Source organism: Nonomuraea sp. 3N208 (assembly GCF_052245935.1).
GTDB lineage: Bacteria > Actinomycetota > Actinomycetes > Streptosporangiales > Streptosporangiaceae > Nonomuraea.
The window spans coordinates 335,463-349,590 of record NZ_JBQQBR010000004.1 but is presented as its reverse complement, the minus strand read 5'-3'; the positions used below and the strand labels follow the sequence as shown (position 1 = coordinate 349,590).

At 68.2% G+C, this 14,128-nt stretch carries 15 protein-coding genes; 8 read left to right on the top strand and 7 right to left on the bottom strand.

Going from position 1 to position 14,128, the window contains the following annotated elements; translation table 11 throughout:
• Positions 1 to 55 precede the first annotated feature (55 nt).
• The 5 genes from ACTWPT_RS07950 (at position 56) to ACTWPT_RS07930 (ending at position 3,532) form a co-directional block, all read left to right on the top strand.
• Entirely contained in the window at positions 56 to 1,036 is a 981-nt protein-coding gene (locus tag ACTWPT_RS07950; RefSeq protein ID WP_443176595.1) for an oxidoreductase, read from the top strand.
• Positions 1,037 to 1,093: 57 nt separating this feature from the next.
• Positions 1,094 to 1,678: a mycothiol transferase gene (locus ACTWPT_RS07945; RefSeq protein WP_443176594.1), complete on the top strand. Its 585-nt coding sequence runs from the start codon at positions 1,094 to 1,096 to the stop codon at positions 1,676 to 1,678.
• A gap of 49 nt (positions 1,679 to 1,727) precedes the next feature.
• The gene (locus tag ACTWPT_RS07940) at positions 1,728 to 2,507 is read left to right on the top strand and encodes a DinB family protein (protein ID WP_443176593.1); all 780 of its coding nucleotides are present in this window, start codon (positions 1,728 to 1,730) and stop codon (positions 2,505 to 2,507) included.
• A gap of 122 nt (positions 2,508 to 2,629) precedes the next feature.
• Positions 2,630 to 3,100, top strand: a complete 471-nt coding sequence (locus ACTWPT_RS07935) for a hypothetical protein (protein ID WP_443176592.1) — start codon at positions 2,630 to 2,632, stop codon at positions 3,098 to 3,100.
• Between the two features lie 90 nt (positions 3,101 to 3,190).
• Positions 3,191 to 3,532 (top strand): iron chaperone, encoded by a 342-nt coding sequence (locus ACTWPT_RS07930; RefSeq protein ID WP_443176591.1) that lies wholly within the window; start codon positions 3,191 to 3,193, stop codon positions 3,530 to 3,532.
• A gap of 221 nt (positions 3,533 to 3,753) precedes the next feature.
• On the opposite strand, the gene ACTWPT_RS07925 is transcribed toward ACTWPT_RS07930, so the two are convergent.
• Entirely contained in the window at positions 3,754 to 4,671 is a 918-nt protein-coding gene (locus tag ACTWPT_RS07925; protein ID WP_443176590.1) for a LysR family transcriptional regulator, read from the bottom strand.
• A 72-nt stretch (positions 4,672 to 4,743) separates the two neighbouring features.
• Between ACTWPT_RS07925 and ACTWPT_RS07920 the strand changes: the two genes are divergently transcribed.
• Positions 4,744 to 5,148, top strand: coding sequence for a nuclear transport factor 2 family protein (locus ACTWPT_RS07920; protein WP_443176589.1), 405 nt, complete (start codon positions 4,744 to 4,746; stop codon positions 5,146 to 5,148).
• Positions 5,149 to 5,376: 228 nt separating this feature from the next.
• On the opposite strand, the gene ACTWPT_RS07915 is transcribed toward ACTWPT_RS07920, so the two are convergent.
• Together ACTWPT_RS07915 and ACTWPT_RS07910 are read right to left on the bottom strand one after the other, a co-directional pair.
• Positions 5,377 to 5,697 carry a hypothetical protein gene (locus tag ACTWPT_RS07915; RefSeq protein WP_443176588.1) on the bottom strand — a complete coding sequence of 107 codons (321 nt, stop codon included), beginning with the start codon at positions 5,695 to 5,697 and terminating at the stop codon, positions 5,377 to 5,379.
• Positions 5,698 to 5,872: 175 nt separating this feature from the next.
• Positions 5,873 to 6,763: a polysaccharide lyase gene (locus ACTWPT_RS07910; RefSeq protein ID WP_443176587.1), complete on the bottom strand. Its 891-nt coding sequence runs from the start codon at positions 6,761 to 6,763 to the stop codon at positions 5,873 to 5,875.
• A gap of 271 nt (positions 6,764 to 7,034) precedes the next feature.
• Here ACTWPT_RS07910 and ACTWPT_RS07905 point away from each other — a divergent pair, with 271 nt between their 5' ends.
• Entirely contained in the window at positions 7,035 to 7,451 is a 417-nt protein-coding gene (locus tag ACTWPT_RS07905) for a RidA family protein (protein ID WP_443176586.1), read from the top strand.
• A 75-nt stretch (positions 7,452 to 7,526) separates the two neighbouring features.
• Here ACTWPT_RS07905 and ACTWPT_RS07900 read toward each other — a convergent pair whose 3' ends face one another.
• From ACTWPT_RS07900 to ACTWPT_RS07890, 3 genes are all read right to left on the bottom strand, one after another.
• On the bottom strand, positions 7,527 to 8,552 hold the full coding sequence (locus ACTWPT_RS07900; protein WP_443176585.1) for a serine hydrolase domain-containing protein: 1,026 nt from the start codon (positions 8,550 to 8,552) through the stop codon (positions 7,527 to 7,529).
• 191 nt (positions 8,553 to 8,743) lie between these two features.
• Positions 8,744 to 10,237: an FAD-dependent monooxygenase gene (locus ACTWPT_RS07895; RefSeq protein ID WP_443176584.1), complete on the bottom strand. Its 1,494-nt coding sequence runs from the start codon at positions 10,235 to 10,237 to the stop codon at positions 8,744 to 8,746.
• A gap of 15 nt (positions 10,238 to 10,252) precedes the next feature.
• Positions 10,253 to 10,717, bottom strand: a complete 465-nt coding sequence (locus ACTWPT_RS07890; RefSeq protein ID WP_443176583.1) for an SAM-dependent methyltransferase — start codon at positions 10,715 to 10,717, stop codon at positions 10,253 to 10,255.
• A gap of 98 nt (positions 10,718 to 10,815) precedes the next feature.
• On the opposite strand from ACTWPT_RS07890, the gene ACTWPT_RS07885 reads away from it, so the two are divergent.
• Positions 10,816 to 13,548, top strand: a complete 2,733-nt coding sequence (locus tag ACTWPT_RS07885) for an ATP-binding protein (protein WP_443176582.1) — start codon at positions 10,816 to 10,818, stop codon at positions 13,546 to 13,548.
• A 27-nt stretch (positions 13,549 to 13,575) separates the two neighbouring features.
• Here the strand turns inward: ACTWPT_RS07885 and ACTWPT_RS07880 are convergent, their stop codons facing one another.
• Positions 13,576 to 14,124, bottom strand: a complete 549-nt coding sequence (locus ACTWPT_RS07880) for a maleylpyruvate isomerase N-terminal domain-containing protein (RefSeq protein WP_443176581.1) — start codon at positions 14,122 to 14,124, stop codon at positions 13,576 to 13,578.
• Positions 14,125 to 14,128 lie beyond the last annotated feature (4 nt).

Sequence of the window (14,128 nt, the reverse complement as noted above, 5' to 3'; positions counted from 1 at the left end):
CTCATCTCGTTGAGCCTTCTCGGCCGGAGCCACTCCGCCTGGGGAGGCTTTTTTCATGCCCCGGATCCGGCCAGACCCGATGACCGCGGCGCTCACGCACCTCTCCGGCAGCCCCATAGGCAAGGACATACACCTGATCATGACCGCACAGACGAACTCCGCCGCGGCGGCTGGCACCTGGCACCTCGGCGACCTGACCGTCAATCGGATCGGGTTCGGAGCGATGCGCCTGACTGGCAGCGTCGCCTTCGGCCCCGGCATCCCGGGCGACCGCGATCGTTCGATCGGCGTGCTGCGGCGCGCGATCGAGCTCGGGGTCAACCACATCGACACCGCCGCGTTCTACTTCTCGCCGTATCTATCGGCCAATGAGCTGATCAACCGGGCGTTGGCCCCCTATCCTGACGATCTCGTCATCGCCACGAAGGTATGGCCGGCGCGTGACTCCTCGGGTGCCTGGTGGTGGGCCACGCCAGAGCAGTTGCGCGATCAGGTAGAGGACAACCTGCGCCAGCTCGGGCGTGACCACCTCGACGTGGTCAACCTGCGCATCCCCCCAAGCCGGAGGACCGGCTCGATCGCCGACCATTTCGGCGCGCTGGCCGAGCTTCGCACGGCCGGGCTCATTCGCCACCTGGGGGTGTCCAACGTCACGGCAGAGCAGCTGGCCGAGGCCCAAGCCATCGCGCCGGTGGTGTGCGTGCAGAACTCCTTCGGCATCGGCGCGTCGGCCGGCGAGCAGGAACTCCTGCGCAGCTGCGGCGAGCAGGGCATAGCCTTCGTGCCGTTCTTCGCGATCGCCGGCGCTGGGCGCGAGGCGGGGGCGACCGCCACGGAGCACAAAGACGTGCTCGCCATCGCCCGCGCGCACGGCGCGACGCCCGCGCAGATCCGGCTGGCCTGGACGCTGCGGCAAGGACCGCACATGCTGGCCATTCCCGGCACCGGGAATCCGCACCACCTCACCGAGAACGTGGCTGCCGGAACGCTGCGGCTGTCCGACGACGAGGTGGCCGGCCTCCAGTCCCTCGGCTGACCGGGGTTCGGTGCGAGCCGGACGCAGAACGTCCGGAATGGGGTCTACGGTCGCGACATGACCAACAGCGACTACTGGTGGGAACCGCCACTCGCGGGCACCGAGGCCGAGCACCTCGTCGGTGCGCTGGACCGCCTGCGCACAACCTTCCGCTGGAAGACCGACGACCTCGACGCGGCCGGGTTGCGGGCCCGCATCGGTGCCTCCTCGCTGACGCTGGGCGGCCTCCTCAAGCACCTCGCGTGTGCCGAAGAGCAGATGTTCAGCACCAAACTCAGCGGCGCGCCGCTCGGCGCTCCGTGGGATGCCGCGGACTGGGACACCGACCCCGACTGGGACTTCAACTCGGCCGCCCAGGACACCCCCGAAGACCTCTACGCGCTCTGGGACGCCACCGTCGAACGGTCCCGGGCGAAGCTTGACGCGGCCCTGGCCGCCGGTGGACTCGACCAGCTCGTCCACCTCACCTACTCTGACGGGCGCCATTGCAGCCTGCGCCGGCTGCTCTGCGACCTGATCGAGGAGTACGGGCGGCACACCGGGCATGCCGATCTGCTCCGCGAGGCCGTGGACGGGCTGGTCGGCGAGGACCCTCCGGCTGGGTGGCACGCAAAGTCCAACCGCCCACGCCTGCGCAGCTGACCGGCCGACGAGTGGACGGACTGTCGGTCCTTGGCGTTACTGTCTCGGCATGACTGACTTCATCGGTGATGAACTCAGGGGTTCGCGGTTCGAGCGCGTTGATCTCAGCGGAGCGGAGTTTCGCGCCAGCGACCTGGCCGGTGCCCAATTCCGCAGCGTTAACCTGAGCGGTGTCGTGATGCGCGGAGTCGAGCTGGTCAACGTCGACATCTCCGGCGAGATCGCGAACTTGACGATCAATGGTGTCGACATCGGGCCGCTGATCACCGCCGAGCTCGACCGGAGGCACCCCGGCCGGGCCAAGATGCGCCCAACCACGCCCGCGGGCTTCCGCGACGCATGGGACACCGTCGAGCGGCTCTGGGACGGCACCGTCCAACGGGCCCGCCGCCTGGATCCTGCGCTGCTGCACGATTCCGTCGACGGCGAGTGGTCCTTCGTCGAAACCTTGCGTCACCTCGTGTTCGCTACTGACGCATGGATCAGAAGGGCCATTCTCGGCGATCCGGCTCCGTGGGATCCGCTCGATCTGCCGTGGGACGAGATGCCGGACACGCCGGGGGTGCCCCGCGACCGCAAGGCGCGACCGTCGCTGGACACGGTGCTCGAGCTACGTCGTGACCGGATGTCCACCGTGCGCGAGGTCATCGACGGGCTCACCGACGAGTCACTGGACGGCCATACCGAACCGGTCGAGGCGCCGGGATGGCCACCACCATCGCGTAGCTACCCGGTGCGTGAATGCCTGCTGTGCATTCTCAACGAGGAATGGGAGCACCGGCTCTACGCCGAACGGGATCTTGCCGCTCTGGAGGCGGGCAACCCATAGTGCCTGATACGCCAGGTGTGCGGGTCCCAATGCGCTCGGCTCGAAAGCGGCGAAGTGGTCTGCCGTTAATGATCGGAAGTGGCTATCGGCACCGGGCCCCGCTGCGCGCCTAGTGTCGAGCCATGACGAGTGTTTCCTCGGACTACACGCATGTGCGCAAGCGGCTCTCGGCGGGCGAAGGCCTCGAGCTGCCCGGCGTTCGCTTCAAGTGGTACGACCTGCACCGGGAGGACCGGGAGATCGGCGACGACGTACGGAAGGAGGCACGCGAGTTCCTCCGGGCAGAGATCGGCGGGATCAGTCCCAAGGGCGATCTCGGCTTCGTCATCCTGCACCGCGTCGGGGACGCTTATCTTCTGCTCATATGCACGTGGCTGAACGACAACGAACTGTGGGAGACGGCCTACCTCAAGGATGCGGCGGGGTTCGAGCTGATCCCGTTCGGGGAGACGGCCAAGGGGACCTACTGCGTGTGGGAGATGGGCGCCATCCTGCACGAGCAGCAGGCCTGGATCCGCTACCTGTTCTCCCCTCGCGACGCTGAAGCCGGACGCGCCTACCTCGCCGACCGGCACCCCGGCGGCCTGATCTGACGCTTCGTCGTTGATTCTCAGCGGCGATGAGTAGGATCAGGCCTGTTCGGATTGGCCTTATGCTGCGTGGGATTTTGCGATGATGGAGAGATGGGCGACGCCGTTCAGGACTACATCGAAGCCATCGACCCCGCGTACCGGCCGTTGTTCGATCGCCTCCATCACCTGATCTTGGATGTGCATCCCGACGCCATCGTTGTCCTGTCCTACAAGATTCCCACCTACAAGGTCGGCCGCCGCCGCCTCCACCTCGGCGTGTGGCGGCATGGAGTGTCGCTCTACGGCTGGGGCCAGGACCGCGCCGCCGACTTCACCGCCCGCCATCCCCAACTCCAGACCAGTAAAGGAACCATCCAGCTGCGCCCGGACAACGCCGCAGGCATCCCCGACGACGAACTCCGCGACCTGATCCGCGCCGCTCTGGACGACTGAGCAACCCGCATCCCACTGCATGCGGGGCCCGTACGCACACGCGCTCGAGGTCCGTGGCACCGGACGGTTGCTGTTCGTCGCTGGGACCATGGGGCTGGATCCTGCGGGAAATCCTGGAGCGACCCTTGATGAGCAGGTCACCTGGGGATGAGCGATCATCCTGCCGTTCGCCCCGCTCCGCAACGAGTTTCGGCTACGGCGCTCATCGGCTTTCTGTGCCGCTATCGCAGTCTGTGTCGGAGTTGGGCGGACAGTCCGGCTGAGGCGTCGCGGAGTGCTTCGGTGAAGGTCCGCCGGAGGTGTTCGTCGGGGGCGTCGGAGCGTTGTGCGATCGCTGTGGGTCGCACTGCGGCGGGGTGATCGATGCGTACGAGGGCGATGTTCGGGGGAAGCGCCGGTACGGCGAGTCCCGGTACCACGGTGACGCCCAGACCGGCGGCCACGAGACCGAGCTTGGCGACCCAGTCGCGCGCGATGAAGGCGATGTCGGGCTGCCAGGAGGCGTCGCTCCATGTGCCCAGGAGTGTGGTGCCGGGTTCGGTGCTGGCGGTGATCCATCGTTCGTTGCGGAGCATCGCGGCTGTGACGCTTGTTCGGCCGGCGAGGGCATGGTCCGGCGGGACCGCGATGAGCAGGGGGTCGTCTATCAGGGGGAGCACCTCGACGCCCTGCGGCGCGTCCTGGGGGCGGGTCACCACGGCCAGGTCCAGGCGTCCGCGGGCGACAGCGGTCAGCAGGCGAGGACTCAGCCCCTCGCGCAACGGTAGCTGTGTGTGGGGTTCCTGCTCGGCGAGAGCAGCGATCGCTCTGGGGACCAATGCCGCCATGGCAGTGGAGAAGGCTCCGACGCGCAATCGGCCGGGCGGCCGCGCGTCGAGGTCGTGGAGGTCCTGGTGGGCGGCGTCGAGTTCGCCGAGGACCGTTTCGGCATGTTGGAGGACGACTCGGCCGGCTGTGGTCGGCTGCACGCCGCGCGCATGGCGTTCGAACAGTGGCCGGCCGGCTGCCTGCTCCATGAGCGCGATCTGGCGGGAGACGGCGGACTGTGTGTAGCCCAGACGGTCGGCCGCCGTGGAGAACGAGCCGTGGCGGGCCGCTTCGCGGACCACGCGCAGGCCGACGATCGTGAACTCAGTCATGCGGATTATTCATATCAAACATGCGAGACTGTCGTTTGTCGCATGGCTAGTGTCCTGGTTAGCCTCGTTCGCATGGGTGCCGCAGAGAACAAGAGGCTTCTTCAGGACGTCTTCGACCAGATGGCTCAGGGAAACACGCGTGCGATGAGCGAGGTGATGTCCGATGATTTCCGGTGGGTGTTTCCGGGGAACTGGTCGTGGTCGGGAAGCTGGGGACCGAGGCAGGTGGCACTGAACGTGTTGCTGCGACCACTCATGGCGCAGCTCACCGGTTACCGCAGTGAGGCGGACCTCATCCTCGCCGAAGGAGACCGCGTCGTGGTCCAAGCCCGCGGATATGCCACCACCAAGCGCGGGGAGCCGTACCACCAGACTTACTGCTACATCTTTCGAGTCGCCGACGGGCAAATCACCGAAGTGGTCGAGCACTGCGACACGGCACTGGTCGAACGGGTCCTCGACCGGCCAAACCGATAAGTGACTCAATCCATGTCCAGATGCGGTCATGCAGGGTGAACATGAGCGATCTGGTTCTGTCGTGACAAGTGGATCTAGCTCAAAGTCCGTGAAGTGATCACGGAGCGTGGTGGTGTTCAGGGAGTGAGAAGTAGCAGCACCAGGGGCCACCGAGCCGACACCGGGTTTGAGCGGGTCAGTGCTCCTCATGCAAGCCCGGATCTTGCCTGCCCCTTGTTGCTCGCTTGGTCATTCCGGGTTGGGGAGATCGGTTGGTGGGCCGAGCGGGGGGTCGTTGGCCAGGTCGAACGCGGCGGCGAGGATGGTGAGGACCTGAATCATGGCCTGAGGCGCCAACCCGTACTCGCCGCGGCGTCGTTGTGTGATCAGCCTGGCGCTGTGCAGCGCCTGCATCAGCGCAGGCAAGAGGGCGAGCACAATGCCACCCGCCTGCTGAGGGAGATCGTCGCGCTCGGCTATCGCGGCAGCTACGGCGCGCTCAGCGATTATCTGCATCCCCTGCGCGCCGCGCCCTGTCGCCGCGCCGGCGCCTTCAGTTCGCAAGGTCACTGGCTGGCTTGCTACCCACCCCGACCGGCTCGAAGAAGCCCACCAGCTCCAGCTCAAGGCCGTCCTGGACCGCTGCCCAGAACTGGCCGCACTCATCACCCAAGTCTGCTCCTTCGCCAAAATGCTCACCCAACGCCGCGTTGGCCGTCGGTGATCCAGACGGCCTGGCCGCAGCCTAATTGACCGCCGGGTTGACCTCACTGAAGGATTTGCCCACGGCGATGTTGTCGTGGAAGATCGTACGGCTGTCGACGTCGGTCGGTCCGTTGTTCCACGCAGGCTTGTAGAGGCCCCATTTCAGGTAGCCGCTGGTGGACTCGTCGTCGTTGAACGTGTTGGGACCGGTGGCGCTCAAGACCTTGCGCCACCCAGGATTCTTGTGGGTCTGATACCAGGCGTCGATTTGGCCTTGGCTGCCGTAACTCCATTCGTACTTGAAGACGAAGTCGTGCCACTGCCCCGGTTTCACATCGGCGAGGTCGAAGCTGGTCTTGCGGACGGAATCCGGTGTGGAGCAGGCCGTGCTGTCGGAGTTGACGCGCAACCGCCACTTTCCTGTGGGCTGCACGCTGAGGAACGCGCTGGGAAACTTGTCGGATTCGCACTGGTCGCGCCAGGGTTTCCACTGGAACACGATGTCTTCTCTTGAATCGCGCTGCCAGGTGCTCGCCAGATAGATGCTGAACCCATAGTAGACGGTGTCGCCAGATCGGAAATGGCTGGCATCAATGTCCATCGTGTGGCTTTCCGCCCTGGTGCCGCCGGCAACCATATGATCGCCGTACTTCAGATAGGAGCGGACCGCGTACTTTCCGGTCCTCGGCAGATCATCGACCTGGATCGAGGGACGGCTGCAACATTCGTTGAATCCCAGTTCCGGGTTGCCGGACGACCTCGACCCGTCCTCGTAGCCGAACCGGAGAATGGCAGCGGATTTGCCTTCCGCGGCTGCTGAGACATTCGCGGAGGCGGACGCTGAGGCATCCACGGTCGCGAGGCTGGTGACGGGGAGTGCAAGCAAGGCCGCAGCGAGGACTTTGCGGAATTGCGGGAATGTCGAATTCATGGGGGCGGAAGCTGTCACCGCAGAGAGCTTTCCATCAACCGGGCGAAAGGACCAAGTGATTGCCGCAGCGAGGAGCGTCGAACATACCCGCTCTATACCGCCGCTCCCTAGAGTCATGCTCTGGCCCGCTCCGCACCTTCGACGGCGCGCGCTTGCTTCGGCAACCGGCACGTCCGGCTGGCCCAGCAACCGTGAGGTCGGTTTCGGATGGGGACCAATCGGGCTGGATTGGCTCTGGGAGGGCCCCATCCGCCGGGGGAGTATGGGCTCCATGAACCGCAGCGCCATGGAAACCGTGACCCACAGTCCGGAAGAAGGTATCTACGCCGCCACCGATGACTATGTGCACGCGCTCGAGGTCCGTGGCGCCGGACGGCTGCTGTTCGTCGCTGGGACGATGGGGCTGGACCCCGAGGGAAATCCGGGGGCAACCCTTGATGAGCAGCTCGAACTCATCTGGGCGAACCTCCGTACGATCCTTGCCTCCGCGGGCATGACGGTCGACAACATTGTGAGGCTCACGAGTTACCTGCGGGACGCCACCTACGCCGAGGCGAACGCGAAGGCTCGCGTAGCGGCCTTGGGAGGCCGGCCCGTCCCGACCACGGCGATCGTGGCCGAGACTCTCGTCAGCGACTGGATGGTCGAAATCGAAGTGATAGCCGCAGACGGCCTGGGTGCCATGTGAACCCGGCGCCCCCGCTTCGCTGACGTCCTGCCCGGCACCTGGTGCCGGTCTCACGCGTGCACGCCGGCGTCGCACTCAGCAGAATGCCGTGGTCGCCAGCGCGACTATGTCGCTCGTGGTGACAGGCTTCCTCGACGGGTTCACGGACAAGGTCATCCTCGTGCCGTCGTCGGAAGTGAAGGCGAACGTCAGGTAGCCGATCAGCTCGCCACTGTGCCCCCAGGCCTTCGTGCCGCAGGGCAGCGGGTATTCCTGGAGGCCGAGCCCATAGCCGAAGCCGGCAGCGGTCGCCTCGACCGTGCGCATGGCGGTCAGCGAGGACCTGCTCAGAATCCGCCCGCCCGCAAGCGCGGTCAGGAAACGGTTGAGGTCGCGGCCGGTAGAGATCATCTCGCCCGCCGCCCAGTCGAGTGAGGGGTTCATGCGGGTGGCGTCCACCAGGTCACCGTCGGGCAAGGCCTCGTAGCCGTGCGCGTGCGGGGTGGGCAGGCCGGGCTTGTCTCCTGGGATCATCGTCTGCGTCAGGCCGTACGGTCGCAGGATCCGGCGCTTGATCTCCTGTCCGTACGGGCGGCCGGTCAGCTTCTCGACCAGAAGGCCGGCCACGACGTAGTTGGTGTTGGAGTACGACCACGCGGCGCCGGGAGCGGTGGACTTGGCGGGGTCGGCGAACGCCACCTTGAGCAGGTCGTGAGGGTCGTAGTGGCGGAAGCGGGCCGTTCCCCGCCAGCGGTTGGTGGAGTATCCGGGTTCGTGCATGTAGTCGTACAAGCCGCTGGTGTGGTTGAGGATCTGCCGCACGGTGATCTTCGCGCCCTGCGGAACGACGCCGGGGAGGTGACCCTCGATCGGGTCCGTGAGTGAGAGCCGCTTTTCGTCCACGAGTTGCAGGAGCACCGTGGCCACGAGCAGCTTGGTGACGCTGCCGATGCGGAAATATCCGTTCGGCGAGACGGGGGCGCCGGAGGCGAGGTCGCTGACGCCGGCGCTGTGCACCCAGCTCCCGGCGGCCCCGTCCACTCGAAGGATCGCGGCCGTCGCCTTGTCCTCCCTGACCAGCTTGGCGATCAGGGCCTTGGCCGTGTCCTCCCGTCCATCCACGGTCGTCGCCGTCGCGGGCAGGGGGTGTGGGCCAGCATCGACGCCAGCAGCCCGGCGATCAGAATTTTGCTTCTCATGACGGGCAACGCTACGAATCCGCGCCTGGCCGGCCCATGAGGTATCCCGTCGATCTTGCTGGCGCGTTCCTGAGCAAGCCGGCTGCGGTAAACCACAGGGTCGGCAGGTCACCGCTACCGCCGGCGGGATTCACGCAGGCTGGGGAGGGGGCCCGCCCAGGTGGTCAGTGCGGCTTGGAGTGCGGCCTCGGCGTTCGGCTTGTCTGTTGCCCAGCAGAAGTAGCCGTCCGGGCGGACCAGGGCTGTGGTGCGACGGTCGCCGGTCCAGTGGGCGCGTACGACCTGGTCAGGAACGGGCGCGTCCGCGTTCTGCCCGGCGGGAGTGATCAGCACGAACCTGCCGCCGCGCTGCAGTTCGTTCAGTCGTCCTTCCGCCAGTCGCAGGTCGGGGGCGCGCCGTCCGGTGAGCTTGTGTGCGCCGCGCGGAGCTTTGTAGGCGATGCCGATGCCGGAGATCATGGCGGCTGCTTTGTCGGCGAGTGGGCGGACGTTGCTGAGCATGATTCCGGCGATGGCGCGGAGCAGCCGGGCGGCGGACCCGTGCAGCAGTGCTGCTCGTACCAGCATTCCGCTCATCCGTAGCACGATCTTGCCGACGGCGTGCCGTTCGGTTTGGTAGGTGTCCAGCACCTGGTCATCAGCCCCGTCACGGAGCACGGCCGCCAGCTTCCAGCTGAGGTTGGCGGCGTCTTGCAGGCCGGTGTTCATGCCCATGGCGCCTGCCGGGGAATGCACGTGCGCGGCGTCGCCGGCCAGGAAGACCCGGCCGACGCGGTAGGCGGGCGCTTGCCGTTCGTCGCTGTGGAAGCGAGACTTCCAGCGGACTTCGGTGATGCCGTAGTCGGTGCCGAAGGTGAGCCTCAGCAGTTCCTTGATCTCTTCGGCGTCTAGTGGCGCGTCGTCGGGCAGCTGGTGGTGCCGGTTCCATCCGGTGAGCCGGTGGATGCCGTCGCCCATTTCGGTGAGCAACGCGAACCCGTCGGGGACGGCGTTCACCGTGAACGGCCGATCCGGTGCCTGCTCGAGCTTGAGGTCGGCCAGGATCAGCGAGCGGAGAATCGACTTGCCGGGGAAGGGAAGGCCGATCGCCTGCCGGATGGAGCTGTGCACGCCGTCTGTCCCGACCAGGTAGGAGGCGTGGTAGGTGGTGGACGGGCCGTTCGGATCCGCGTCCTTGCCTGGGACGGCGCGGGCCGTGACACCGTTCGTGTCCTGGTCCAAGCCGACGACCTTGGTGTCGTAGGCGAAGGTGACGCCGGCTGCGCGGGCTCGCCGTTCCAGCACGCGCTCGACCTCGTACTGCGGGATGAACAGGACGAACGGGTAGCGGCTGGGTAGGCGGGAGGGGTCGAGTTGACCTCGCTCGAACAGCGCCAGCCGGTTGATGGGGTGCCCGAGCTCGACGACTTCGTCCGCGATCCCGCGGGCGTCGAACTGCTCCAGCACGCGGGCGTGTACGACCAAGGCGCGGGACAGGTTGCTGATCTCGTGGGGGCGGGCCTCGAGGAGGGTGACGGACAGGCCTGCTTCGGCAAGGTCGCCGGCGAGCAGCAGCCCGGTCGGGCCTGCGCCTACGACCAGCACATCGGTGGTGTGTTCGGCGATCATATGGGGCCCCTTGTCTCAGTAGTAGTTGCGCATCAACTCGGTCGCCCAGTCCGGCTGCACGACCTCGCCCTGCGGACCGAACTCGGTCATGTAGGGCTTGAGGTCGCAGACGGGGCTGCCGTCGATGGCGTCCAGGCCGCGTACGCGCACGTCGAGGCCGTCGACGGCGAGCAGCTGGCAGCGGGAGACGCCCAGCCTGTTCGGGCGGTTCTTGGCGCGCTGCGCGAAAATGCCCACCCGCGGCCACTCCGGATTGCCCCTGGGTCGTCGGGCCGAGGTGTGCACGGAAGCCGGCTCCACGAGGTGGAAGAGGAACACCACCTCCAGGTGCGAGAACGCGTCCAGCCCGGCGAGGGCCTCGGGCTTGAAGCAGGTCTCGTCGAGCCGGATCAACGCCTCGACGGTGTTCCAGTCGTCGTCGAACGCCTCGCTTCGCCCGCCGACGACGGTTCCCACCGGCTGTATCTCCACGATTTCCATGCGACCGACCGTACGAAAGAGCAGCCGCTGCCGAATAGGTCACGATGACCGGAGTCGCGCGCAGGGCTGGGGAGCCGGTTAGGTAAGGTCAGGGCATCATGATCGGCCGGAACGCGGAGATCGCCTTTCTGCAGACGATGATCGCTGAGGCTGGGATCGGCCGGGGCGGCGCCGTTGTCATGCGTGGAGAGGCGGGCATCGGCAAATCGGCGCTTCTGGAGGAGGCCGCGCGCAGGGCCGGAGGTGATCTGCTGGTGCTGCGGATCACCGGCGTCGAGGCCGAGGCGGAGCTGCCCTTCGCGGCCCTGCACCTGCTCCTGAGAACGGCGCGGCATCTCGTCCCGGCACTTCCCGCGGCGCAAAGGGAAGCGCTGCGCGGTGCGTTCGGCGAAGGTGAGGGTGAGAGCGGCGGTCCGGATCGTTTCCTTGTCGGTCTCGCGGTACTGACCCTGCTCGCCGACCTCGCCGCCGACCGTCCGCTGCTGTGTCTCGTCGACGACGTGCAGTGGGTGGACCGTGCGTCAGTGGACGCGCTGGCGTTCGCGGCGCGCAGGCTGGGGGCCGAGCGGATTGCCATGATCTTGGCCGCTCGGGAGTCCTCCGTTCCCGGCATCCCCGAGCTGGAGCTCGCCGGGCTGGACCGGGACGACTGCGAGAGGTTGCTCGCCGAGGCGGCGGCCGATCTGGTGCCAGAGGTCCGGGACCGCCTGATCGAGGAGGCCGAGGGAAATCCCCTGGCTCTCCTGGAGTTCGCCGGGTCGCTCACCCCTGAGCAGCGGGCGGGACAGCTCAGCCCGCTGCCTCTGGAACCGCCCCGGCTTCCCCTGGCCGGGCGGCTCGAGCAGTCCTTTCGCGCCGCGATCCGCCGGCTGCCCGAACCCGCTCAGCTCCTGCTCATGCTCGCCGCAGCCGAGGACTCCGGCAGCCTTGAGCTCGTTGTGCGGGCGGCGGAGGGCTTCGGCGTCCGACTGCCCGACCTGGAACCGGGCGAACGTGCTCAGCTGGTGCAGGTCTCCGAGGGACGGCTGCGGTTCCGCCACCCCTTGGTCAAGGCGGCCGCGTACCACGAGGCGCCCGTCGCACGGCGGCTGGCCGCGCATCGTGCGCTGGCCGGCGCGCTCGACGGCGACGAGCACGCCGACCGCAGGGCCTGGCATCTGTCCGCGGCCGCGGTCGGACCCGATGAGGAGACGTCAGCCGTGCTGGCGGCCGCCGGGGAGCGCGCCCGGCGGCGCGGCAGCCATGCCTCGGCCGCCACCGCGTACGAGCGCGCGGCGCAGCTCACCGTCGATCCGCGGCAACGCGCTCGTCGGCTGGCGGCCGCCGCCGAGGCGGCACTCGGGGCCGGCCAGCTCGCCCGGGCCGGCGCCGCGGCCGATCGTGGACGGCGGCTGACCGGCGATCCCGCGGTGCTGGCGCGGCTGGCCGCCGTACGGGCCGCGGTCGACGCCGAACATGGCGCTCCAGCCGCGTCCACGCTGATCGAGGCCGCCTCCGGCATCGCCCGTACTGCGCCGGACGAGGCAGCGTCCTTGCTCGCGACCGCTGCGGGCGACGCCTGGTTCGCCGGCGACCACGACGCCCTCCGGCAGACCGCGGAGCTGCTGGAATCCCTCCGGCCGGGCATCGACCCCCGCCTTGCGCCGGTAGCCGCGGCAGTGCGTGGCATGGAACGGGTGGCCGCCGGCGATCCGGCCGCGGGACTACCGCTCCTGCGCGCCGCCATTCCGCCGGGCCGCGTCACTGACCAGGTCGTCGGTACGTACGCGGTGTTCAGCGCGCTGATGACCGGCGACGACGACGCGGCCTGTGAGCTGGCCGCCGTGCGGGTCGGCACCTGCCGGGAACAGGGCCTGATCGGGGCACTGCCGCACGCTCTGCAGCTCCTCACCCAGGCGCTGATCCTGCGCGGACGGCATGCCGAGGCGGCCGAATCAGGCGCCGAGGCGTGGCAGATCGCGCACGACACCGGGCAGGCGGGACGGCTACGGCACCTGCATGGCATCCTGGCGCGGCTCGCCGCGATCCAAGGCGAGGACGACAGGTGCCTGCGGCTCGCCCAGCAGGCTGAAGGCGCCGCCCAGGAACGCAACGGATCGGGCTGGGGCGGCTGCGCGCTGACCCTGCTCGACCTCGTACGAGCCCGATACGAGGCGGTGGCCGAGCGGATGGCGCGGGTGCTGGCAGGCCCGCTGGGCCACACCGTGATCGTCACCTTCGCCATACCTGACTATGTCGAGGCCTGCGCCCGCCTGGGTGCCCCGGAGCGGGCGGTTGAGGCGTTCACCCGGTTCGACGCCTGGGCGGCGGCCAGCGGCCGGCCCTGGGCGACCGCGGTCGCGTACCGGTGCCGCGCGCTGCTCGCCCCTCGCGACGAGGCCGAGGCGCAGTACAAGGTGGCGCTCGACTGGCACGGCCGCGGTGGGCGCGTGTTCGAGCAGGCCAGGACGGAGTTGTTGTACGGCGAATGGCTGCGCCGGGCACGGCGGCGCTCCGACGCCGGTGTGCAGTTGCGTTCCGCGATGAGCCGGTTCGCGGCGATGAGCGCCGTGCCCTGGGCCGAGCGGGCCCGTACAGAGCTGGCCGCGGCCGGCGCCCGCGCCGACCTGCCGGAGCTCGGCGTCGCGCCGAACCCGCTCGGCGCACTCACTCCGCAGGAACTGCAGGTCGTACGGCTTGCCGCGACCGGCGCCACGAACCGGCAGATCGGCGCCCAACTGTTCCTGAGCCCGCGGACGGTCGCATTCCACCTTTACAAGGCATTCCCGAAGCTAGGCGTCTCCTCTCGCGCCGACCTGTCGGGCATCGATTTCGGCAGTGCTCAACCTTAGGGAGCGCTCAACCATAGGAGCCATGCCTCACTGCGTTGCCATGACGACGCAGCGTTGCAGCTCCTCGACCGCCTCCGGAGCGCCCTCTACCGTCACACTGCCCGGCTCGCCGCCGCCCTCCCGGTTCCACAACCAGCGCAGCACGGCCGCCGGCGGGCCGCTCACGGTCACGTCGGCCGCGTCGTCGCCGGTGCCGTCCTCGACGGTGAACAGCCCTGGGCCGGTCCGCATCGTCCACGCCGCGCCGTCGGTCCGCACCGCGTACGTCCGGCCCGGCGAGCCGGCGAGGATGTCGGTGAAGTCGTCACCCCATTCGGCGACGCTGTACGCCACGAACACCTTCAGCAGTTCGTCGACGCCGTCGACGGCGAGGTCGTCCGGCATCGGCGCGACCGGCTGCCCGGTGCCGAGTTCGGCGTCGATGCGGTGCAGGTACACCTGGCCGACGTGGTGGGTGAGATCGGCGACGGTCCAGCCGGGACAGCTCGGCACGGCCGCGGCGAGGTCGGTCGGCGCGACAGCCCGCAGGCGGGCGAAGTCTGCCGCGAGGCAGTCGAGGAATCGGCGATATTCCATGACA